This is a genomic window from Marinobacterium halophilum (assembly GCF_003014615.1).
Classification (GTDB): Bacteria; Pseudomonadota; Gammaproteobacteria; order Pseudomonadales; family Balneatricaceae; genus Marinobacterium; species Marinobacterium halophilum.
In genome coordinates, this window is record NZ_PYGI01000025.1 from 1 (window position 1) to 23,024 (window position 23,024).

Here is a 23,024-nt window from a genome sequence, read left to right on the forward strand (position 1 = left end):
TCACCGAAGCCTTTCACGAACGCCGGACGCTTCTTGGTCCGCGCCGCCACTTCCTTGGAGGTGACGATCACGGCGGCACCACCGGCCACCGGCATGACAATCTCCAGCACGTGCAGCGGGTCTGCGACCATCTTGCTGCCGAGTACATCGTCGATGGTCATCGGCTTGCCATGGAACATCGCATTGGGGTTGTACTGGGCGTTGGTACGCTGATCCACCGCCAGCTTGGCCATGGCGGTCTGGTCGTAGCCGTACTGCGCAGCGTAACGCTGGGCAATCATGGCGTAGCCGGTGTTCTGGCCCATGTGCCCATAGGGCAGATCAAATTCCGCTTCGGGTGCGCCAAACGCTGTACTGTGGCCACCAAAGCGCATGGCACGTGCCATCCAAGCGGCATCTTCTGACGGTGCCAATGGAGCCATCCGCATCGGAATCACACACAACACCGCTTCGCACAAGCCCAACTCGATGGCGGCGGCGGCACGCCAAATCATGCCAACCGAGGTACAGCCACCCAGATCGACCACTTCAGCGAAGTTGACCTCGATACCGAGATACTCGGCCGCCATCGCCGGTACGAAAACAGACGCTTCGTGAAACTGGGCACCATTAATGACCAAACCATCCAAGTCGCTGGCCTTGAGGCCCGCATCTTCCAAAGCCCGTGAGGCCAGATCGGCCACCTGCTCCAGGTGGAACATCTGTGGTGCCGTGGCATATTTTTCCGGTTTATACTGCGCTGCGCCTACAATAGCCGCCTCACCTTTAAGACCATGTGTCATATATCAATCCTCATTCATACTCAAAGGGAGGCAGGCCAGCGTCTCGAAGCACGTCAAGAGAATACGGCAGATAAGTACCCACCTTTTCACTACGTACATAGATTTGATCCGGGCAATGCTCTGGACTATAACCTTGGCGCTGAATATCCACCTTTCGCAACTTGAACGTTGTTGTCAGGTCGGCTTCTTTTCCAATACGCAAAAACAGAGGCGCAGCATAACCGGGCAAACGCTCGGCAGTGAGATCATAAAAAGCCTGCGGATCAAAATCAGAACCTTGCTGCATGAGGATGGCTGCCATGCCGGCACGACCTTCATGATCAGGCACCTTAACGCCATATATATTAATAAGCTCGGCACCTTTAAAATCAGACAGTGCGCCAGCCACTTCTTGAGTCGAAACGTTTTCACTTTTCCATCGAAATGTATCGCCGATACGATCCATGAAATAGATAAACCCATTAGCATCGTAACGAAGCAGATCCCCAGATCGCCACCAGCTATCGCCTTCAGTGAAGACGTTACGCAGGATTTTCTGCTCTGAGGCTTCCTTGGACGTATAACCTTCGAAACGGCCACCACCAATATCCGGATGATTGATGATCATGCCAATACCTTCACCAACTTCACCCGGCTCACACTGAACCAAATACCCATTTTCGTCATAGATATAGTCGTCAGCCTGCACATCATATCGAACAATACGCAGATTGGTTTTTGTCCAGTCGGGTATCCGGCCACAGGCACCAATATAATTATCAACATTAATAATATTGGTATTCGACTCGGTTGATCCCCAACCTTCATACACATCCATTTCACCAAACCGTTCAATCCAGCGCCGCCACAGCTTTTCAGAAAGACCCGCTCCCATCATGCTACGAATCTTGTGATCGGTGCATTGCGTGTTTTGGTTCAGAAGATAACGGCAGATTTCACCGATATACTGACAAACGGTTACCTCGTTGCGGCAGATATCATCCCAGAACCGGCTGACGCTGAACTTGCGTCTCAACACAATTGACGCGCCCACTTTCAGCGCCGTAGATGTGACTGACGTGGCAGCAGCACCGTGGTACAGCGGCAGGCAGCAGTAAAACACGTCATCCTTGGTTGCGTTGATGGTCACTTCCATCACGTCACCCGAGCACAACCAACGCATATGGCTGTAAATCGCGGCCTTGGGCAAGCCTGTTGTACCCGATGTGAATATCATTAATGCAGGGGTTTCAGCGGTAATATTTTCCCTGTAAGACCGATCAATTCGGGTTGAGGGAGCATTTTCAACCGCCTCAATGAACTGCCGATCCAGAGAATTCAACACACTTTCCGGTGCGGGCTTCTCCGGGTCAGAAAGCAGCCACAGGGGAATATCAATACCCGGGGTTTCAGCGAAGTTTGCCGCACACTCTTCGCCCACAATTACAGCCTTGGCATTGGTACAGTCAAGCGCATGAAGCAGGGGCTTGCCATTGATTTGATTATTGATGAAAGCGACGACTACGCCAGCTTTCATCAAACCAAACCAGATAGAAAAGAACTCCGGCCGATTTTCCAGCGCGAATGCACATACATCACCCGGACGAAGACCACAGGCCAAGGCTGCATGGGCAACCCTGTTGGCACGCTGGTCAAATTCATAATAACTGAGCTTAAGGTCACCGTAGACTAGAAAGTCATGACCTCCCAGGCGATCAACCTGCGCTTCCAGCCTGTCTGCTATTGTGTATTTATCTGACGGTTTGATCAGGGCGGCAGCAGCAGCACGCAGGTCCAACTTATACTGGGTCTCCTCGCGCGAGGGCACCGACTGTTCTCTGTGGGCAATACTCATAGAAGTTACCTTACATTTTTATAATAACGGCTCAGTAAGTTTGAACTTTTCGAGCAAACGAGTGACGTCCATATGATGTTTTTAATAGCTGACTCATACCGAGGCCGACATGTTGCGTGCTCTAACACCACTACCACTATGAAAGATGGCGAGTCCAGTTAGCAGTCATATCCATAATTTATAAGTTGATTGAGTTTAAGAAGGTTTGCATCCCTCAATAAGACTAACGAAAATGTTTGCTGCAAATGGACGATGTAAAAAAACGGACTTTTGGTTATTAATTTACGGTGAGCCTGTTTTCTAAAAATAATGAGGAATCACCATGCAGCATCAGGACTTTCCACTCCCCGTTGGTAATTTTGTTGAAATCGACAATGGCCTAACACTTCATTACCTTGACGTCGGCCAAGGTCCAACCGTTATCTGGCTTCACGGCAGTGGCCCCGGTGCCAGCGGGCATAGCAATTTCAAAACCAACTACCCCGTATTTGCTGATCAGGGTTACAGAAATATCATTCTCGACCTGCCAGGTTTTGGTCGCTCTGACAAGCCTGATGATGTGAACTATGATCTTGATTTCTTTGTTGAATGTTTGAATCAGTTCATCAACGCCGTTGCTCTAAAACCGTGTATTTTGCTCGGTAATTCCTTGGGCGGCGCTATTGCGCTGGGCCAGACACTTGCATACCCCGAAACGGTTGAGCGTCTGATTCTGATGGCACCCGGCGGGGTTGAAGAGCGTGAAACCTACTTCAAAATGGAAGGCATTAAACGCATGGTTGATGTCTTTAACCAGGGACCGATGGGCGTTGAGGAGATGCGTTTTGTCATGCAACTCCAACTGTTCGACACCTCCCAGCTTGAAGACGAACTGCTGGCCGAGCGCGCTGCCGTCGCAGTGACTCAACCAGCCTGCCTGTTTTCCACCATGATGGTGCCCAATATGACCGAGCGCCTGCATGAGATTAAAATTCCCATGCTTGGTTTCTGGGGCAACAATGACAACTTCAACCCGGTTGAGGGCACGTTCAAGTTTCTTGATCATGCACCCAATGCCCGCTTCCTCATGCTCAACCGTTGTGGACACTGGGTTCAGGTTGAACATACAGATCTCTTCAACCGTACGTGTATCGACTTCCTTAAAAACGGCTGATTGATATTCGCACACGATTAAAACTGTCTCATTCGGAGGTATGGCCGTGAGCGTATTTCAACACCTTCTCAAGCCTGGGAAGATTGGCAAACTTGAGCTGCCCAATCGTATTTTGCTTGCCCCGATGGGCTCAAACTTTGCTGAAGCAGACGGCCATTGCGGAGAGCGCATACAAGCCTTCTATGAAGCCCGCGCCAAGGGTGGCGCTGGACTGCTGACCATGGGTGTCGGTTCAATTGCATATCCGGGCGGTACCGCAGAGCCTTATCAAGTGGGTATTTCCGCTGATGAATTTATCCCCGGACTGCGGCAGTTAACTGATCGTGTGCATCAACATGGGGCCAAAATTGCCATTCAGCTGCAGCATGCCGGCAAATCATCCACACGGGATCTTGCCGAAGGCCGTGAACTTTGGGTGCCGTCAGTCCCACCTGCCGTCAAGACCGACATGTTCAACGCACTGACAAAATCAGAGCTTGGGCGTTTTATCAGTTCCTCAAAAGGCCGTGAAAAACCCGGTGTCCGTATTCGGGTCATGGACCGGGATGACATTCAACAGATGATTGCCTGGTTCACCGATGCCGCAGAACGCGCACAAAAGGCAGGTTTTGATGGTGTTGAAATTCACGCCGGTCACAACTACATACTGGCCGGCTTCCTGTCGGGCTATTACAACCAGCGGGACGACGAGTATGGTGGCTCTCTTGAAAACCGCGCACGCCTGCTGCTGGACGTGATTCATGCCATAAGGGAACGCGTCGGCCCGGACTTCCCGGTATGGATGCGGATGGACGCCGTGGAAATGGATCTGCCCGGCGGGATTAATCTGGACGATGCCACTCGCACGGCGCAGATGGCACAGCACGCCGGTGTCGACCTGGTGAGTGTTTCAGCCTATGCCAATCTCAGCACCGGCAACGCCTTCACCCAAGCCCCGATTCCGCATGGTCGAGCACGTTTTCTGGAATGGGCGGCGCACTTCAGAAAACATCTGGATATTCCGGTAACCGCCGCAGGCCGACTGGACCCTGAGGCGGCCAATCAAGCGATTGCGGATGGACACTGTGATTTCGTTGCCATGGGCCGCAAGCTGCTGGCCGATCCCGACCTGCCCAACAAGCTCAAGGAAAACCGTGCCGCTGACGTGCGCCCCTGTATCTATTGCTACGTCTGCGTCAGCCAGATATTTGTCAACGAGCGAGTCAAATGTGCCGTTAACCCACAGGTTGGCCATGAATCCGAGCTCAAAATGATCGCCAGCGACAGTCCGAAACAGGTACTGGTGGTGGGCGGAGGCCCTGCCGGTCTGGAAGCCGCTCGCGTCAGTGCTCTGCGTGGCCACCAGGTGACTCTGGTGGAACGCAGCGGTCGCCTGGGCGGCACCCTGTTTTTTGCTGCCCTCGCCTACCCGGAAAACGGCGCGTTGCTGGATTACCTGATCAAACAGGTCCGTGACCTGCCGATCGATGTACGCCTGAATACCAACGCCGACGAAGCGCTGGTCAAGACGCTGCAGCCGGATCAGGTGATCGTCGCCGCCGGTGCACGCCGCAACGCTCCGGATATTCCCGGTGCCGACCAAAAACATGTCTGGTCCGGCGATGAACTGCGCAAGCTGATGACGGGTGAAGGCGATGACATTGCCAAACGCAAGCTCAGCATCACGCAACGCATGATGATGAAGTCCGGCTCACTGGTCGGCGTGACCAACAGCACCGAAGCGATGCAGAGTCTGTCCAAGCTGTGGATGCCGCTGGGCAAAAAGGTCGCCATCATCGGCGGCGGTCTGGTCGGTCTGGAACTGGCCGAGTTTCTGGTCGAACGTGGCCGCCAGGTACAGGTACTGGAGCCCGGCCCGGACCTGGGTGCCGAATTGGCCATCGTGCGCCGCTGGAAGGTGCTGCACAACCTGGAAAGCCATGGCGTCACCCTGACCAGAAACGCACAGGTTCAAACCATCAGCAAGAAGAGTGTCAGCTATTCGGATGGTGAGGATAACTGTCATGAGATTGCTGCCGACTCCGTGGTACTGGCGCTCGGGGCCGAAACCAACCACTGTCTGAGCCGGTGCCTGGAAAAGCACGGTATCGACGTGATCAATATCGGTGACGGCGATGACGTTGCCTACATTGAAGGCGCGCTCAGAACCGGTATGAAAGCAGCCGCCGCAATCTGAGTACAGCGTTTACGCCAAATCCCAGGGGAGCCCAATTGGCTCCCCTGCTGTGCATACTTCTCCTCGACCGCCCTTCTGCCAATAGCCAGCCCGCTTTTGTTTTCGTAAGCTATTGCGTACACAATGAAATGCCATATTTTGGCTCGACCCTTGGTTTCAGCAGGGTTCCGTTTATTGCACGTTACGGAAAAAGGGATTTTGCAGGCTATGCACTCAACAGGAACCGCAACCAAGACCACCAACTTCCATTTTCTGGCTGAGCATGACCCGCTTTTTGTCCAGCTGGCTTCCGCCGCCGAGCACACCTTCGCCAGTGACCCGAACACCACGCTGATCAAACTGCGTCAGCTTGGTGAAGCACTGGCACAACACATCGCGGCATTGTCCGGTATCGAGTTCGATGAACAGACCAGCCAGTCCGACCTGCTCTATCGCTTGAGCCGCGACCTGCGACTGGAGCCACAGGTCAAAGAGTTATTCCACACCCTGCGCATTGAAGGTAACAAGGCCACCCACCAGTTCCGTACCCGTCACAAGGAAGCCATGGACGGGTTGAAGCTGGCACGTGAGCTGGCCATCTGGTTTCACCGCTCTTTTGGCAAAACTGGAGCAGACTTCAAGTCTGGACCCTTTATTCCTCCTGCCGACCCCAGTACTCAGTTGCGCCAGCTGCAATCCGACATTGAAAAGCTGCGCCATGAACTGCAACAGGCAAACGTCGAGTTGGACAACAGCCAACAGCTAAGCCAACTGGTTGAGCGGGAAAAGGCCGAATTTGAAGCGTTGGCCTTGGCTATGGATGAAGAGTCTCGTCAACTGTCCGAACAGGCCCGTCAGCATGAACAAACGCTGACTCAACAAAGGCAGACCTACGAACACAAGATCAAAGAGCTGCAACAACAGCTTGCAGATCAGGGTGAAAAGGCGCTGAGTGTTCAGCGTCAACAGGTCAGCCAAAAGACTCAGGCTGCCGGTAACGCAATGGTCCTGAGCGAAGAACTTACCCGCATCCTGATTGACCAGCAGCTCAATGAAGCCGGTTGGGAAACAGACAGCCAAGAGATCACCTGGAAAAAAGGTGCACAGCCACAAGAAGGCACTAATTGCGCCATAGCCGAATGGCCCACCGAGTATCTGGGCGAAAAAGGCTGGGCGGATTATGTCCTTTTTGCGGGCCTCACCCCAATCGCAGTCGTAGAGGCAAAGAAAGAAAATACCAACGTAGCAGGCAAAGTGCCGCAGGCAGAGCGTTACAGCAAGGGCTTCAAGGTAATACCCTCATTGTCGGGAGCCTGGGAGCTCACTGGCCACACAGTTGCTTGGCCAGTGCCTGATGAAGAGGGCCATTACAAAGTGCCCTTCGTTTACTCCTGCAATGGCCGTCCCTATATCCCTCAACTGGCCGAGCAGTCCGGCACCTGGTTCAGGGACGTACGTGAACCGAGCAACACTCGCAGAGCCCTGCCTGCGTTTCATACCCCTGCAGGCCTGCTCGATCTATTGGAACGTGACCGAGAGCACGCCGAGCAAAAACTGAAAGCAGAACCTTTTGGTTATTTGAAACTGCGTGACTATCAGCAAAAAGCGATAACGGCGACTGAATGCGCGCTGGCCAAAGGTGTGCGCACAGCTCTGTTGGCAATGGCCACAGGCACAGGCAAGACCCACACCATCATCGGCCTGATGTATCGTTTTCTGAAAAGCGAACGCTTTCACCGCATTCTGTTTTTGGTAGACCGAACCGCACTGGGTGATCAGGCCTTCGACGCCTTTGAGGAAACAACCCTCGAACAAAACCAGACCCTGAACCAGATCTACAACCTTGCAGCAATGGGTGACGCCAAGGCAGAAGTCGAAACTCGGGTACAGGTCGCGACCGTACAGGCCATGGCCAAACGTATATTTATGAGCGACCAGCCGCCATCCATCGACCAGTTCGACTGCATCATCATCGACGAAGCCCACCGTGGCTACACTCTGGACCAGGAAATGACTGAAGGCGAGCTGGCCACGCGGGACGCCAGCCAATACCTTTCCAGCTACCGCCGTGTACTGGATTACTTCGATGCCGTGAAGATCGGGCTGACCGCCACCCCGGCCCGGCACACCTCCGAAATTTTCGGCAAACCGGTCTACACCTACTCCTACCCGGAAGCGGTCGCCGATGATTGGCTCATCGACCATGAACCTCCGATCCGATACAAAACGCTGCTGTCCAAGCACGGCATCCACTTTGACAAGGGTGAAGCCGTTGAAGTGATCAACACCCAAACGGGCGAAGTGGATACCACTGACCTGGAAGACGAACTCCATTTCGAAGTCGACGCCTTCAACCGTCGTGTGATCAACGAAGACTTCAACCGCGTCATCTGCGAACAGCTGGCACAGGAGCTGGACCCCTTCGGCGAAGAGAAAACCCTGATATTCTGCGCCACCGACCTGCATGCCGACATGGTAAAACGTCTACTGGATCAAGCCTTTAAAGACCTCTATAACGGCAGTTACAGTGAAGCTGCCGTCGCCAAGATCACCGGCAAGAGCGACAAGGTAGAAAGCCTGATCAAGCGCTATAAAAACGAGCGTTACCCGAATATCGCCATCACGGTAGACCTGCTCACCACCGGTATCGATGTAAAGCCCATCTGTCATCTGGTGTTCTTGCGCCGAGTCCGTTCACGCATTCTGTATGAACAGATGATCGGCCGTGCCACGCGTCGCTGCGACGATATTGGTAAAACCGTCTTCCGTATCTATGACCCGGTCGACATCTATGCGGCCCTGGAAGACGTCAACACCATGAAGCCGCTGGTGAAAGACCCCAATATCACGCTTGAGCAGTTAATCGGTGAACTGACTGACGAGCAGCACCTGGAAAACGCACTGAACACCCCTGGCGAACAGACGGGCGAGACTCAAGCCGATGTTGTGCTGAGCCAACTCAGTCAAAAGCTGATGCGCGTGATGCGCAAGGCCGACAAGAAAGCCGAAAACGCGCCAGCCCTGCAGCAGAAACTGGGCGAACTTCACGACATCTGGGGGGTTGAGCCCAAATCACTGCATACCCATTTGCGCCAGCTTGGCCCGCGCCAGGCCGCTGACTTCATCCGCCAACACAACGGGCTCCTGAACCAGCTGGAAGAAGTAAAAGCATTGGTCGGCAGCGAATACATGCCGGTGATTTCAGAGCATGAAGACCGCATTGAAGAACGCAGCCAAAGCTACGGCGTACATCAGCGACCGGAAGACTATCTGGACAGTTTCAACCGGTTCATCAAAGATCAAGTCAACCAGTCGGCGGCACTGGCTGTCGTCGTTAACAAACCGCGTGATCTTACCCGCGAGCAGCTACGTGACGTCAAACTGCTGCTGGACAACCACGGCTACTCTGAAGCCCACCTGCAAAGCGCGGTGCGCAACCAAACCAACAAGGACATCGCCGCCAGCATTATCGGCCATATCCGACGTGCTGCCTTTGGTGAACCACTGATCCCCTTCGGCCAGCGTGTGGCCCACGCCATGGATCGTATCTATACCCAACACGACTGGACACCCGTGCAACGCAAATGGCTTGAACGCCTCGCCAAACAGCTGGTACACGAAGTCATTATTGACCATGAATTCGTCAACAAGCGTTTTACCGACGACGGTGGTGCCAAGCGGCTGGACAAACTGCTGAATGATCAGCTGGATGTCGTGCTGGATGAACTCAACGACGCGATCTGGCCACAGCAAAGTGCCTGATCGCCTCGGGCAGACATGTCGATTTTTTGGCATTTTTTCGACACAGATATTTGCTATGTTGACCGCATCGACATAGACTGCCGGAAACACCCTGCTGTGTCGAAATTTTCAAGGAATTTAAACATGCCCTGGCGGCCGGATCAGCCTTACAACGCACTACCTCCGCTTGCGCCACCCACGGAAGCGACAGAAACACTCGCCATCCTCAAAGCCTGCATCCCTGCCCGCGCCGCCCTGGCCGAGCTGAAGCAGGCCGGTGAGTTGATTCCCAACCAGTCGTTGCTCATCAACCTGCTGCCGCTGCTGGAAGCCAGAGACAGTTCCGAAATCGAGAACATTGTCACCACCACCGACAAGCTGTTTCAGTATTCACAGGAAGATCAGGGTGCCGACCCCGCAACAAAAGAAGCCCTTCGCTACCGCACCGCCCTGTATGAAGGCTTCGTACACCTGCAACAAAGGCCGTTGTGCGCCAGCACCGCCATTGAAGTGTGCGGCACCCTGAAAGGCATGGAAATGGACGTGCGCAAAGTGCCCGGAACCATTATTGGCAATCACGCGACCGGTGAAACCATCTACACGCCGCCCAACGGCGAAGAGGTTATTCGCAACCTGCTCACCAACTGGGAGAATTATCTGCACGCGGAAGACGGCACCGATCCGCTGATTAAAATGGCCATCAGCCATTATCAGTTTGAAGCCATTCACCCCTTCCATGATGGCAATGGCCGTACCGGCAGGATCGTTAACGTCCTTTACCTGATTGAACAGCAGCTGCTGACACTCCCCATCCTCTACCTGAGCCGTTACATCGTTCAGCACAAAAGCGATTACTACCGCCTGCTGACCCACGTGACCCGCACGGGTGAGTGGCAGGATTGGATTATCTTTATGCTCAAAGGGGTTGAACAGGTATCGGCCTGGACCTGCGCCAAGATTGCCGCCATGCGCACGCTCATCACGCAGACCGAAGCACACGTTCGGCAACAATTGCCCAAGATATACAGCCACGAACTGGTGCAAACCATTTTTGAACAGCCCTATTGCCGCATCAGCAACCTGGTTGAGAAAGGGATCGCCAAACGGCAAACCGCCTCCACTTACCTGAAACAGCTCGTTGAGATTGGTGTGCTACAGGAAAAAACCGCCGGCAACGAAAAGCTCTTCCTCAACCCGCGCCTGTTGCGGCTGATGACCAGCGACAGCAACGATCTGCAACCGTATAACTGAATTCAGACACCCACTGAGACCACCATGACCCACAACGATATCGTTCAGAAACTCTGGAACCTCTGCGACGTACTGCGCGACGACGGCATCAACTATTCCGACTACGTCACCGAGCTGGTGCTGCTGCTGTTCATCAAGATGGTGCATGAAAACACCGAAGCGGGCACGCTCAAGGAACACCCGCTGCCGGAAGGCTGCCGCTGGCAAGACCTGAACGGCAAGTCCGGCATCAACCTGCTGAACGATTACAAGCGCATCCTGCTCAGCCTCTCCACCGGCAGTGATGGCGATGGCAACCTGGTGCATGACGACCCGCTGATCAGTGCCATCTACGCCGATGCCCAGACACGGCTGCGCGAGCCGCGCCATCTGGAACAAATGATCAAGACACTGGACCAGATCGACTGGTTCAGCGCACAGAAGGATGGTTTGGGCGATCTGTATGAAGGCCTGCTGGAAAAGAACGCCAACGAGACCAAGTCCGGGGCCGGTCAGTACTTCACGCCCCGCGCCCTGATCAACTCCATGGTGCGCTGCCTGCAGCCGCAACCGGGCGAGCGGATTCAGGACCCGTCAGCCGGTACGGCGGGCTTTTTGATCGCCGCCCATGAACACATCAAACAGCAGACCGATGATCTATACGACCTGAGCGCCACCGAAAAAGTGTTCCAGACCCACCACGCCTATGTCGGCATCGAGCTGGTGCCCGGCACCCGTCGATTGGCGCTGATGAACTGCCTGCTGCACGGCATGGAGGGCGACGACGAAGGCGTGGTGCATCTGGGCAACGCGCTGGGCCAGGCCGGTGCCAGCCTGGCGCGTGCCGATATCATCCTGGCCAACCCGCCGTTTGGCACTTCCAAGGGCGGCGAAGCCAGCATTACCCGCGACGACCTCACCTTCGAGACCAGCAACAAACAGCTGGCCTTTTTGCAGCACATCTACCGCAACCTCAAGCCCGGTGGCCGCGCCGCCGTGGTACTGCCGGACAACGTGCTGTTCGACGCCGGCAAAGGCACCGATATCCGCCGCGACCTGATGCACAAGTGCAACCTGCACACCATCCTGCGCCTGCCCACCGGCATCTTCTACGCCCAGGGCGTGAAGACCAACGTGCTGTTCTTCACCAAAGGCAGCGCCACCGACAAGCACCAGGACGAAAACTGTACCGAAAATGTCTGGGTATACGACCTGCGTACCAACATGCCCAACTTCGGCAAGCGCACCCCCTTCACCGAGCAACACCTGCAGCCGTTCGAGCAGGTCTTCAACCCTGCCGCTCCGGCTGCTTCTGATGTGGGCGCCCACTCCGTGGGCGAATTCCTGTCCCAACGCAGCGAAGGTGAATGGTCCTTCGGTGCTGAACAGATCGACGTGGACACCACCGCCAGCGAAGAGAATCAGGATGTCGACGAACGCCTGGTGCACTCGCGCTGGCGCTGTTTCTCGCGTCAATGGATCGCCGACACCAAGGGCGACTCTCTGTATATCAGCTGGCTGAAGGACAAGGACAGCGTCGACGCCGCCAACCTGCCGGAACCGAGCGTACTGGCCGGCGAAGCGATGAGCGAACTAGTACAGGCACTGGGTGAGCTGGATGGTCTGATGCGCGAGCTGGGCGCGGGTGAGGCGGCGGATACACTGACAAATGCATGGAGTAAGGAGTCATTACAATGAGCATGACGCCACTCGAATGGGGAACAAGCCAGCTAGGGACAATCCTTGAACTTGTTTATGGAAAATCACTTCCTGCAAAAAAACGAGACGGCGATAATTATGCTGTTTTCGGCTCAAACGGTGTTGTTGGTCAGCACAGTGTTCCGCTTGTGAATACTCCAGGACTAATCATTGGACGAAAAGGTTCGTTTGGTGAAGTTCACATTTCTGAACAGCCATTTTCCCCAATAGACACCACGTACTATGTTAACAAGTTCTACGGGCAGCCAATCAGATACTGGTTTTACCAACTGAAGCTATTGCCTCTTAACCAGCTGAACCGAGCAACTGCAATTCCAGGGTTGAACAGGGATGATGCCTATTCACAGAGTATTGCACTCCCTCCCCTCGCTGAACAAAAAGTCATCGCCGACAAGCTCGATGTGCTGCTGGCACAGGTGGAAAGCACCAAGGCGCGCCTTGACCGTATTCCGCAGATCCTAAAACGCTTCCGCCAGTCCGTACTGGCTGCAGCGGTGAGTGGGCGGTTGACGGAGGAGTGGCGAGATACCAGTTCTTATTGCACGCATGAGCTTGCTGATGATTGGAAATGGGCAACTATTCCTCAAAACTGGGATGTAAAGCTCTACTCTGAAGTAGCCGAAAGTCGCCTTGGTAAAATGCTCGACAAAACAAAAAATTCAGGTATTCCAACCAAGTACGTTGGCAACATCAATGTCAGATGGTTCAGATTTAACTTATCCGAAATGCAAAAGATTCTCGTATCGGAATCGGAGCAACAGGAATTTTCCCTTAGACAAGGAGATGTCTTGATTTGTGAGGGGGGAGAGCCTGGCAGGTGCGCTATTTGGGATGACAACGGCCAAGAACCAGTTGTCTTCCAAAAAGCACTTCATAGAGCCCGCGTGTCCGATCGTTTATTCCCCGAGTGGCTTGCTCTGAATCTGAAAAATGATGCAGATAACCTGTCCTTGGCACAACTTTTCACCGGCACCACAATTAAGCACCTGACAGGGAAAGCGCTTAAAGAATACCCAATCAGAATCCCGCCAATCAAAGAACAAGCTGAAATCGTCCGCCGTGTCGACCAGCTCTTCGCCTATGCCGATCGCATCGAACAACAGGTCAATAACGCTCAGAAGCAGGTCAATAATCTGACCCAGTCCATTCTGGCCAAGGCGTTTCGCGGCGAGCTGACCGAACAGTGGCGCAAGGACAACCCGGCGCTGATCAGCGGTGACAACAGCGCCGAAGCGCTGCTGGAGCGGATCAAGGCCGAGCGCGCCGCGCTGAAACCGGCCAAGCGCAGTCGCAAGAAGGCCGGTGTCTGATTACACCCTGAACGTCATCACCAGCTGGCTCAGGCGCTGTTCCAATGCCGCCATACCGGCGGTGGTATCGGCCAGAATCGCGGCGTTTTGATCCGCCTTGTCAGCGATGACCGCAACCTGCTGCACGCTGCCTTCGATCTCGTTGGCCACTGCAGTTTGCTGCTCGGCAGCTCCGGCAATCTGGGTATTCATCTCGTTGATGGTCGCCACTGAAGCCGTGATCTGTTGCAGTGAACGGGTAGCATCTTCGGCCCTTTCGGTGGTCGCGGCGCTTTGCTCGCGGCTGCGGCTCATCACCGTCACCGCCTCACGCGCACCACTTTGCAGGCGCTCGATCATGCGCTGGATCTCTTCGGTACTCTGCTGGGTGCGGCTGGCCAGCGTACGCACTTCATCAGCCACGACCGAAAAGCCGCGCCCCTGATCACCGGCACGGGCGGCCTCAATCGCGGCATTGAGCGCCAGCAGATTGGTCTGCTCGGCAATATCGCTGATCACCGAAACCACGCTGCCAATATTATCCGCATCCGCACCCACACGCGTGATCACCTCGGCAGAACGGTGGACATCATCCGCCAGCTGGTTGATCGAGCGGATGGTTTCTTCCACCACGCGATCACCACTGCGGGCATTGGTATCGGCCTGCTGCGCGGCCTCGGCGGCCATGGTCGCGCTGGACGCCACCTCCTGCACGGCGGCAACCATCTCCTGAATGGAGACGGCGGTGCGGCCGGTATCTTCCCGCTGCTGACGGGTATCGGCCTGGGTCTTTTCAACCACTTGCGTCATGGCTTCGGTCGACTCGCTAAGCGAGCCCACCGCGATCTGCACTTCCTTCACCAGCTGGTGGATCTTATCCACAAAGCCGTTGAATCCTCGTGCCACGTCACCCACTTCATCGCGGCTGTTTACGTCCAGGCGTCGGGTCAGATCGCCCTCGCCTTCGGCAATATCCAGCAGCGCCTGGGCCGTCTGCTGCAGCGGAGCCAGCATGCGTCGCGACAGCAGCAGGTTGACCGCACTGACCAGCAACGCCAACGTCAGCCCTGACACCAGAATCCAGATCATGGTCTGGGTGATGATATGGGCAATGCTGGCTTCCCGGCGGGCGACTTCGGCATCGATATCATCGATATAGAAGCCGGTGGCGATCACCCATCCCCACACCTCAATCTCGCGGGCAAAGGTCAGTCGTGGTGACGGTTCGGCTCCGGCTTCACGGGGCCAGCGATACTCAACGAAGCCCCCGCCTTCCAGCGCCTTGTCGATCACGTCCCTGACGAAGGGTTTGCCGTCCGGGTCGGTAATATCAATCACGGTTTTCCCTATGGCGTCACTGTCACCCGAATGGAAGACAATTTTGCCGTCCAGATCATAGCCATAAATAAAGCCGTTCTCGCCAAAGGTCATGCCATTGAGTACTTCTGTGGCCTGAGCAATCTTCTCCTGATAACGCATATCGAGACGGTGCTGCAACGGACGAATGGCCCCCATCGCCATATCGATATAGTTCTGCAACTCCTGTTGCCGCGCCTCCAGCATTTCAGTGCGGATAACGTTGATCTCGTCCTGCTCAAGCTGATGCAGCTGCCACTGCACCACCAGCATCACGGCCAGTACAACCAAGATCATGGGGACTATAGAGAGGGTGAGGAACTTTGTTTTTATTTTCATCTTCGTCTCTCATGAGAGACACCTAAAGGATGCGCGCGCAGACAGGCCCAGCCATCAAGGCCGTTGTCCTTCAGGTGTCAATGTTGTGCAGGAAACGGCAGCAGAGAAGCACATGTTCTCTGCTGCCTGAATCAGGCGGCGTCCAGTAAAGGTGCCGCCCGGTTCAGGTGGTAATCCGCATCGCCCAGGAGTGCCTGAAGAACACGAATGCGCTTGAAGTAGAGGCCTACATCCAGCTCATCGGTCACGCCGATGCCACCGTGCATCTGTACCGCTTCGTTGCTGACCTTATCGGCCATTTGGCCCACCTTCCACTTGGCCAGGCTGACCAACTGACCGGCTTGGACATCATCGGCATCCAATGCTTCCAGTGCGGCCATCAGACTGGAACGGGCCAGTTCGATATCGACATGCATCCAGGCGGCACGGTGTTGCAGCGCCTGAAAGGAACCGATGGGCACATCAAACTGCACGCGGGTACGCAGGTAATCCAGCGTGGTCTGGAACAGGCTCTCACACGCGCCCAGCAGCTCGGCAGCGATACAGGCCCGACCGCGGTCCAGCGCAAGGCTCAGTACCTCGGCTCCCTGATCCAGTTCGCCGATCAAGGCGTCCGCTGCCACCTCAACCTGATTGAAAACCAGACGTGCCGTATTGCGCGAATCGATCAGCTTCTGGCGGCTGACGCTGACACCTGCAGCCTCGGCAGGCACGATAAACAGGCTGATGGCATCATCTGCTGCACCGGTACGGGCCGCCACAATCCAGCCGTCAGCACCCATGCCATCGACCACCATCACCTTGCTGCCGCTCAGTTCAAACCCACGGTCATTGCGCTTGGCCACCAGCTCGATCCGTTCGGGGTTGTGCCGCGCCCCCTCGTCCACCGCCAGTGCCAGACGCTTGCTGCCGCTGATCATCTCGGCCAGCCATTGCGCTTGCTGGGCTTCACTGCCCCCCAGCTCCAGCACCGAGCCGCACAACACAATGGAAGACAACAACGGTGATGCGCTCAGCTGACGGCCAGCGGACTCGAACACCGCGCCCATGCCGGTATAACCGAATGCCAGACCGCCCAGGCGCTCCGGAAAGGGAATCGCCGTCCAGCCCAGCTCGGTCATTTCTCGCCAAACAGACGGCTCAAAGCCCAGTTCATCGCCGCTGTCACGCAAGGCACGCAGAGCGGAGACCGGACTGCGCTCGGCAAAAAACTCCTGCGCCGTATCCAGCAGCATGCGCTGCTCTTCGTTATACACCAGGCTCATTTTGCGCCTCCTTTGGGGGCATCAGGCAGCTCAAGTACGCGCTTGGCAATCACGTTCAGCTGCACTTCGGAGGAACCACCCGAAATCGTTTGTGTGTAGCTGAGCAGCCAGGCCTTGCTGATCGCCAGTTCCTGTTCGCTGAACTCATCACCATCCCAACCCAAGGCTCTATGGCCCATTACATCGACCAGCAACTCGAACTTCTGCTTTTCCTGTTCGGTGTGCACCAGTTTCATAATGGCAGCAGTAGCACTGACATCCTGCCCGGCACGCGCTTCTTCGCCCATCCGGCGTACGCTGAGGTTGAACGCCTGCTCGTTCAGCGCCAGCTCTGTTGCCTTGGCGCGCAGCATGATGTCGGCAGCCGACTGGCTGTCCTCCGGTATGTACCGCGACACGATGGCCATCAAATCGAAATGGTTGGGCAAACAGAAGTCACCAAACTTCGACATGGCACTGCGTTCATGCTGCAGCAGGCGCTTGGCCAGGGTCCAGCCGCCATTAAGTGGCCCGATCAGGTTGTCCTTGGGTACTTTGACGTTGTCAAAAAACACTTCGCAGAACGCTGACTTGCCGCTGATCAGGTCAATCGGGCGCACCTCCACCCCGTCGGCATGCATGTCCAGCACCACCAGACTGATCCCTTCCTGCTTCTTGGCCGCATGCGGGTCAGTGCGCACCAGACAATACATCCAGTCGGACTTGTCGCCGTAAGAGGTCCAGATCTTGCTGCCATTGACTACGTAATGGTCACCCGCATCAACTGCAGAGGTACGCAGATTGGCAAGGTCTGAACCTGCATTGGGCTCACTGAAACCCTGACACCAGCGCACTTCTCCACGGGTCATGGGCGGCAGCAGGCGCTGTTTCTGCTCTTCAGTGCCGAATTCCAACAACACCGGCCCCAACATCCAGATGCCCAGATTGATCTGTGGGGGTCGACACTTGAGGCGCTTCAGCTCTTGCTGCAAAACAGAGTCCTGCTCCGGCGTCAGACCACCACCACCATATGCCGTCGGCCAGTCCGGGCAGAACCAGCCGCGATCACGCATACGCTCAAACCAAAGCCGTTGGGCTTCATTCAGGAACTCAATCCGTGAGCCGCCCCAGACCAGTTCACCGTCTTTGGCAGGCCCACGAATTGATTCCGGGCAGTTGGACTCAAGCCACGCTCGCGTGTCTGCGCGAAACTCTTCTATGGTGTTTATCATTCAAGCCTCCTTGTGCTCAAATCAACGCCCACGCGGCATCCCAAGCCCAAACTGAGCAATCAGTTCACGCTGAATTTCGTTGGTACCGCCACCAAAGGTCAGCAAGGGAGCAGCCCGCAGTTCATACTCCAGTTCGCCTAGCAAAAAGGCTGCCGAAGACCCGTCACGCACCAGGCCACTGGCACCCACAACATCAAGCAAACGACGCAGAATTTCGATTGAGGACTCGGCACCGTACACCTTGGTGATGGACGCGAGCGCAACATCCATATGTCCCTGTTCCAGATCAGAAGCGATACGGAAGTTAATCAAGCGCATGGCTTCGATCCGTGCATAACATTCGGCCATGGCTGAACGCACCCATGCACTGTCCATCGGTGTACGTCCGCTCTCATCCCGGGTTTTGGCCCACAGATAAATTTTACGGAAGAGACCAACGATTTTATCGGACCATGACCCCAGCCCCAGGCGTTCGTGGTTAAGCTGAGAGGTAATCAGCTTCCAGCCCTTGTTCAGCTCGCCGACCAGCATCTCTTTCGGCACTTTGACGTTATCGTAGTACGTCGCTGCCGTGGGGTTGGCACAGGTCGGAATCACCGTGTGTTCAAAGCCCTCTTCCTGGGTATCCACAATCAGGATGGAAACCCCTTTATGGCGCGGCAGGTCAGGATCGGTACGCGCAGCCAGCCAGATATAATCGGCAGACTCAGCTCCGGAGGTCCACAGCTTGCTGCCGTTGACCCTGAAATGATCGCCGTCCAACCTGGCGGCCGTTTTAAGATTGGCCAGATCGGAACCGGCGTCCGGTTCGGAATAGCCGACGGAGAAGTTGATATCACCACAGGCAATACCCTGTAGAAACTTCTCCTTCTGATAATCGGTACCAAACTCCATCAATGCCGGGCCAACCGTACTGATGGTTACAAACGGCAGGGGAGCCCCTGCAATGTTGGCCTCTTCGAAGAAGATCAGCTGTTCGGTCGCAGCATAGCCCTGGCCGCCAAACTCTTTTGGCCAGCCAACGGCCAGCCAGCCATCCTTACCCATCTGACGGATGGTATCCCGAAACTCATCCCCGCCCTCTTTGCCACGCAGAGAAAGGCGTAGCTCAGGGGTCATCAAGTTATTGAAATAATCACGTATTTCCATGCGCAGCGCATGCTGCTCAGGTGTCAGATCGACGAACATATTGACCTCCTTAGCTACCGCTCAGAATTAGACCACTGGTGGGGACGCCGGTACCGGCCGTGACCAGCACGTTTTCCACGTCATCGACCTGGTTAACCGATGTACCGCGTACCTGACGAACCGCTTCCGCTATGCCATTCATGCCATGGATATAGGCTTCGCCCAGCTGACCACCGTTGGTGTTAATGGGAAGCCTGCCGCCGCGTGCATGTTCGCCGGCGCGGATGAAGTCTTTTGCTTCGCCACGCTTGGCAAAACCGAACTCTTCAAGCTGCGGCAGCACGAACGGGGTGAAATGGTCATAGATGACAGCCGTCTGGATATCATCCGGCCCAAGCCCCGACTGGTGATACAGCTCGCGAGCCACTACCCCCATCTCGGGCAAGCCGGTGATGTCTTCACGGTAGTAGGAAGTCATCACTTGCTGACCCTCGGCCATGCCCTGTGAACCGGCCTTGATCAAAACGGGTTTCTGCTTCAGATCTTTGGCACGATCCGCGCTGGTAATCACCATCGCGACGGCACCATCGGACTCCTGACAGCAATCAAGCAAGCGCAGGGGCTCACATATCCAGCGGGAGTTCTGGTGATCTTCCAGGGTAATCGGCTTGTCGTAAAAGAAGGCGTTGGGGTTGGTCGCGGCAAAGTCACGCACGGCAACTGCTACGCGGCCAAAGTCTTCACAGGTGGCACCGTAGGTATGCATGTAACGCTTGGCAAACATGCCCACCCATGCCGCAGGCGTATGAAACCCGTGCGGCATGTACCAGCCGTAGTTCACGTTATCGAACGTTGGGCTGTCACCAAAACCATAATTGCCACTGCCAAAACGGTACCAGGAGCGTTCATTCATCGCCCGATACACGACAACGGTCTTGGCCACACCCGTCGCCACCGCCATGGCAGCATGCATCAGAGGACCACAGGCACCACCACCGCCATGAGGTACTTGAGAGAAGAACTTAACTTCCTTGGACCCCAGCAAACGTGCAATTTCGTAATCGGGCACCTTGTCGACGGAATAACTGCTGAAGCCATCCACTTCAGAAGGATCAATACCGGCATCTTCAAGCGCCGCCAGGGTAGCTTCCATCGCCAGACGCAGTTCGGTACGGCCTGAGTTTTTGGAAAATTCGGTGGCACCCACGCCTACAATCGCAGCCTTGTTGCTGATCAGTTCATTCATTATCGTTTCCTCCAGCTCAGGGCAGCGTCACCGCCACCGTACCGGTGACATGGTTACCCATGGAATTCTTGCCCTTCAGGGTGACTTCAGCGGTACGTGAGCTTGCGTCCAGCGCCGTCACTTCGCCCTGGAACATCATGGTATCCCCCGGGTAGTTCGGGGCTCCCAAACGAATCCGCAGGTCTGCAAAGCGACCTTCAGGGCCACACCATTGCTCGACAAAACGCTGAACCAGGCCGCTCGTCGTGAGGATATTCATGAAAATATGCGGTGAGCCCAACTCTTGCGCCGCATCCTTGTCATGATGACCGGGGAAGTAATCGCGGGTCGCCACGGCACCACCTGCAATCAATGCAACCGTGATCGGAATTTCCAGCGCAGGCAGCTGATCACCCATGCAAACATCTTCAAACTGCTTTGTTTTCATCAAGGTCATATTTCCACCCCAGAGTATCGTGAGTTGCCAACCAGTCACCCAGACGTTCAAGCGTTGCCCGGTTACCGCCCAGGCCAACACTTAACGCGCGGCTCCAATAGAGGAAACGGTGGATTGGGTACGTCAGATCCACCCCTATACCGCCGTGAACGTGCTGCGCCTTGTGACCGACAAAGTGACCTGCTTCCACTGCATGCCAGGCGGTAGACAACGCCTCTGCAGCAGCGGGCATTCCATGGTCAATGCGGTAACATAACTGCCACAGACACGTCCTGAGGGCTTCAGTCGCAATCTGGCAGTCAGCCATGGTCATCTGCACAGCCTGAAACTGGGCGATTTTGCGGTCGAACTGGACCCGTTCACTCACGTACTCGGCCGTGCGGCGGATTTGCTCGGCACTGACACCCATCTGCAATGACGCCATACAGGCAATGGCACGTGATTCCAGCCACTCGACGGCATCCAGCGGAAGCAAGGCATCTGCCGGCAGGCTAAGCCCCTCACACACCAGGTCAGCAACACTTTCACCGTGCGTTGAAACCCCGCCTCTCACCTGCACGTTTTCACTGTCGAGGTTGATACACGCAGGACGCACGCCTTCCTCGGTATTGACCAGCACAAGCGCAAGAGAGGCTTCCAGCGCACAGGGGACGGCGTAAGCCGTGCCGTCCACACGCCAGCCACTGCCCTCAGGAACAGCGGCAAGACCCAGCCCTGTCACCTTGACTGATTCCGAGAGGCCCAGCGTCAATACCGTGTCGGCGGTTGCTGCCGCTTGAACCAGCGTAGAGAAATGGTCGCCCGCAAACGTTGCCAGTGCTGTTGCCGCGACCTGATGACGCCACAGGGGAACCATCCCCAACCCTCGGCCCTGTGCTTCCAGCACCAGCATCAATTCGGTCATGCCCAAACCGCTACCGCCGAAATCTTCTGGTATATACAGGGAGTGCAATCCGGTCTGAACACAGGTTTGCCACAAATCCTGCATGATGGTTTCACCGGACTGGTCAAATTCACGCATGCGCTCATCAGTGCAGAAGTCTTCAAAAAGCCCCTGGGCCATATCAGAAATCGCACGTTGATCTTCAGTTAACGTAAAATCCATAACAAATCCTCAGCCAGATTTAGATCGGAATAAAGGAAGCACCAAATCATCATCAAATGATGTGAATTCCACCTCCACGCGCTGGCCAATCTCGAGTTCCGAGATATTCACGCCAACCAGCCCCGCAATCATTCTCACGCCATCATCCAGTTCAATCAGACCAATTGGATTGGGGTAATCAAAAGGAGGCACTTCCGGGTAATGCATCACCACGAATGAATAGATCTCGCCCGTGCCCGCACTGACTTTGTAGTCCAGATCAAAGCTCTGGCAATGACTGCACACCGGCGCAGGAGGATGCTGCAGTGCGTCACAGCTTTTGCAGTGCTGAATCCGAAGCTCATGCTTGGCACAGCCATCCCAGAAAAATCGCGTATCATCGCTGATCCCGGGATAAGGCCGCGGAATAGCATCTGTTTTTGTAGCATCAGGTTTTTCTGCAGCGCTCTTGTTTTCAAACGAGGCTTTCGAGTGCGCGGGACGAAACTTGAACACACGAAAAAGAAGCTCACCGACTTTTTCATCACCCGCCTCTTTGACGGAGTAGAAAGGCATTATCTGGGTCACAAAGAAGCCCGTGCCCAGTGCCGTCGTTTTCTCTTCACTCACCTCTTTAATGATGGTGGTGTAGTACAGCTTTTCGCCCATGCGCAGGTAGCGTTCGAAGTTGAGCTCCGAGTTGACGGCCACGACTGACGGATACCCTTGCTGTTCCAGCAAGCCCAGCACTTCGTATGGGTTTTCATCTGTCGAGCCCGGCGGGTAATTGTTCATGTGCAGCCCTTCAAGACACCAGGGCTGCAACATGGCAGGGGGTGCAACCAGCTCACCAAACTCGCTCTGTTTCGCATATTCGGGATCGGTGTAGAGCGGGTTTTCAATGCCCATCACCTCACACCACTGACGGACCATCATGGGATTGACCTCATCCCACGCGTATACACGGCCATATTCCCGACCGACCAAAGCACGAACCTCTGACAACCAATCGTATTCAGACAAAACTCTTCTCCTCAGAACGATGAGGCCACCTCA

The 23,024-nt window shown here is 55.4% G+C and carries 16 protein-coding genes; 6 read left to right on the forward strand and 10 right to left on the reverse strand.

What is annotated here, in order from left to right; all coding sequences use genetic code 11:
* Both CLV44_RS15400 and CLV44_RS15405 read right to left on the reverse strand, forming a co-directional pair.
* A partial coding sequence (locus CLV44_RS15400) for a thiolase family protein (RefSeq protein ID WP_146140021.1) occupies positions 1–782 on the reverse strand: 782 nt, incomplete at its 3' end.
* A 10-nt stretch (positions 783–792) separates the two neighbouring features.
* Positions 793–2,616, reverse strand: a complete 1,824-nt coding sequence (locus CLV44_RS15405; protein WP_106593017.1) for a long-chain-acyl-CoA synthetase — start codon at positions 2,614–2,616, stop codon at positions 793–795.
* A 322-nt stretch (positions 2,617–2,938) separates the two neighbouring features.
* Between CLV44_RS15405 and CLV44_RS15410 the strand changes: the two genes are divergently transcribed.
* From CLV44_RS15410 to CLV44_RS15435, 6 genes are all read left to right on the forward strand, one after another.
* Entirely contained in the window at positions 2,939–3,769 is an 831-nt protein-coding gene (locus CLV44_RS15410; protein ID WP_106593018.1) for an alpha/beta fold hydrolase, read from the forward strand.
* Positions 3,770–3,809: 40 nt separating this feature from the next.
* Positions 3,810–5,945 carry an oxidoreductase gene (locus CLV44_RS15415; RefSeq protein WP_245912710.1) on the forward strand — a complete coding sequence of 712 codons (2,136 nt, stop codon included), beginning with the start codon at positions 3,810–3,812 and terminating at the stop codon, positions 5,943–5,945.
* 207 nt (positions 5,946–6,152) lie between these two features.
* The gene (gene hsdR / locus CLV44_RS15420) at positions 6,153–9,686 is read left to right on the forward strand and encodes a type I restriction-modification system endonuclease (RefSeq protein ID WP_106593019.1); all 3,534 of its coding nucleotides are present in this window, start codon (positions 6,153–6,155) and stop codon (positions 9,684–9,686) included.
* A gap of 15 nt (positions 9,687–9,701) precedes the next feature.
* Complete coding sequence (gene fic, locus CLV44_RS15425) at positions 9,702–10,916, forward strand: protein adenylyltransferase Fic (protein ID WP_425436461.1); 1,215 nt, start codon at positions 9,702–9,704, stop codon at positions 10,914–10,916.
* Positions 10,917–10,940: 24 nt separating this feature from the next.
* Entirely contained in the window at positions 10,941–12,593 is a 1,653-nt protein-coding gene (locus tag CLV44_RS15430) for a class I SAM-dependent DNA methyltransferase (protein WP_106593021.1), read from the forward strand.
* A complete protein-coding gene (locus CLV44_RS15435) occupies positions 12,590–13,924 on the forward strand; it encodes a restriction endonuclease subunit S (RefSeq protein WP_106593022.1) in 1,335 nt (444 codons plus the stop codon). The genes CLV44_RS15430 and CLV44_RS15435 overlap by 4 nt, the downstream gene beginning before the upstream one ends.
* Here the strand turns inward: CLV44_RS15435 and CLV44_RS15440 are convergent, their stop codons facing one another.
* The 8 genes from CLV44_RS15440 to CLV44_RS15475 form a co-directional block, all read right to left on the reverse strand.
* A complete protein-coding gene (locus CLV44_RS15440; protein WP_106593023.1) occupies positions 13,925–15,556 on the reverse strand; it encodes a methyl-accepting chemotaxis protein in 1,632 nt (543 codons plus the stop codon).
* Positions 15,557–15,729: 173 nt separating this feature from the next.
* Complete coding sequence (locus CLV44_RS15445) at positions 15,730–16,863, reverse strand: acyl-CoA dehydrogenase family protein (RefSeq protein ID WP_106593024.1); 1,134 nt, start codon at positions 16,861–16,863, stop codon at positions 15,730–15,732.
* Positions 16,860–18,074, reverse strand: a complete 1,215-nt coding sequence (locus CLV44_RS15450; protein ID WP_245912711.1) for an acyl-CoA dehydrogenase family protein — start codon at positions 18,072–18,074, stop codon at positions 16,860–16,862. The genes CLV44_RS15445 and CLV44_RS15450 overlap by 4 nt, the downstream gene beginning before the upstream one ends.
* A 21-nt stretch (positions 18,075–18,095) precedes the next feature.
* Complete coding sequence (locus CLV44_RS15455) at positions 18,096–19,262, reverse strand: acyl-CoA dehydrogenase family protein (RefSeq protein WP_106593025.1); 1,167 nt, start codon at positions 19,260–19,262, stop codon at positions 18,096–18,098.
* A 10-nt stretch (positions 19,263–19,272) separates the two neighbouring features.
* On the reverse strand, positions 19,273–20,448 hold the full coding sequence (locus tag CLV44_RS15460) for a lipid-transfer protein (RefSeq protein WP_106593026.1): 1,176 nt from the start codon (positions 20,446–20,448) through the stop codon (positions 19,273–19,275).
* 16 nt (positions 20,449–20,464) lie between these two features.
* Positions 20,465–20,875: a MaoC family dehydratase gene (locus CLV44_RS15465; protein WP_211298163.1), complete on the reverse strand. Its 411-nt coding sequence runs from the start codon at positions 20,873–20,875 to the stop codon at positions 20,465–20,467.
* The gene (locus CLV44_RS15470) at positions 20,856–21,989 is read right to left on the reverse strand and encodes an acyl-CoA dehydrogenase family protein (RefSeq protein WP_106593028.1); all 1,134 of its coding nucleotides are present in this window, start codon (positions 21,987–21,989) and stop codon (positions 20,856–20,858) included. Before CLV44_RS15470 ends, CLV44_RS15465 begins: the two co-directional genes overlap by 20 nt.
* Positions 21,990–21,998: 9 nt before the next feature.
* Positions 21,999–22,991: a bifunctional MaoC family dehydratase N-terminal/OB-fold nucleic acid binding domain-containing protein gene (locus CLV44_RS15475; protein WP_106593029.1), complete on the reverse strand. Its 993-nt coding sequence runs from the start codon at positions 22,989–22,991 to the stop codon at positions 21,999–22,001.
* Positions 22,992–23,024: the final 33 nt, after the last annotated feature.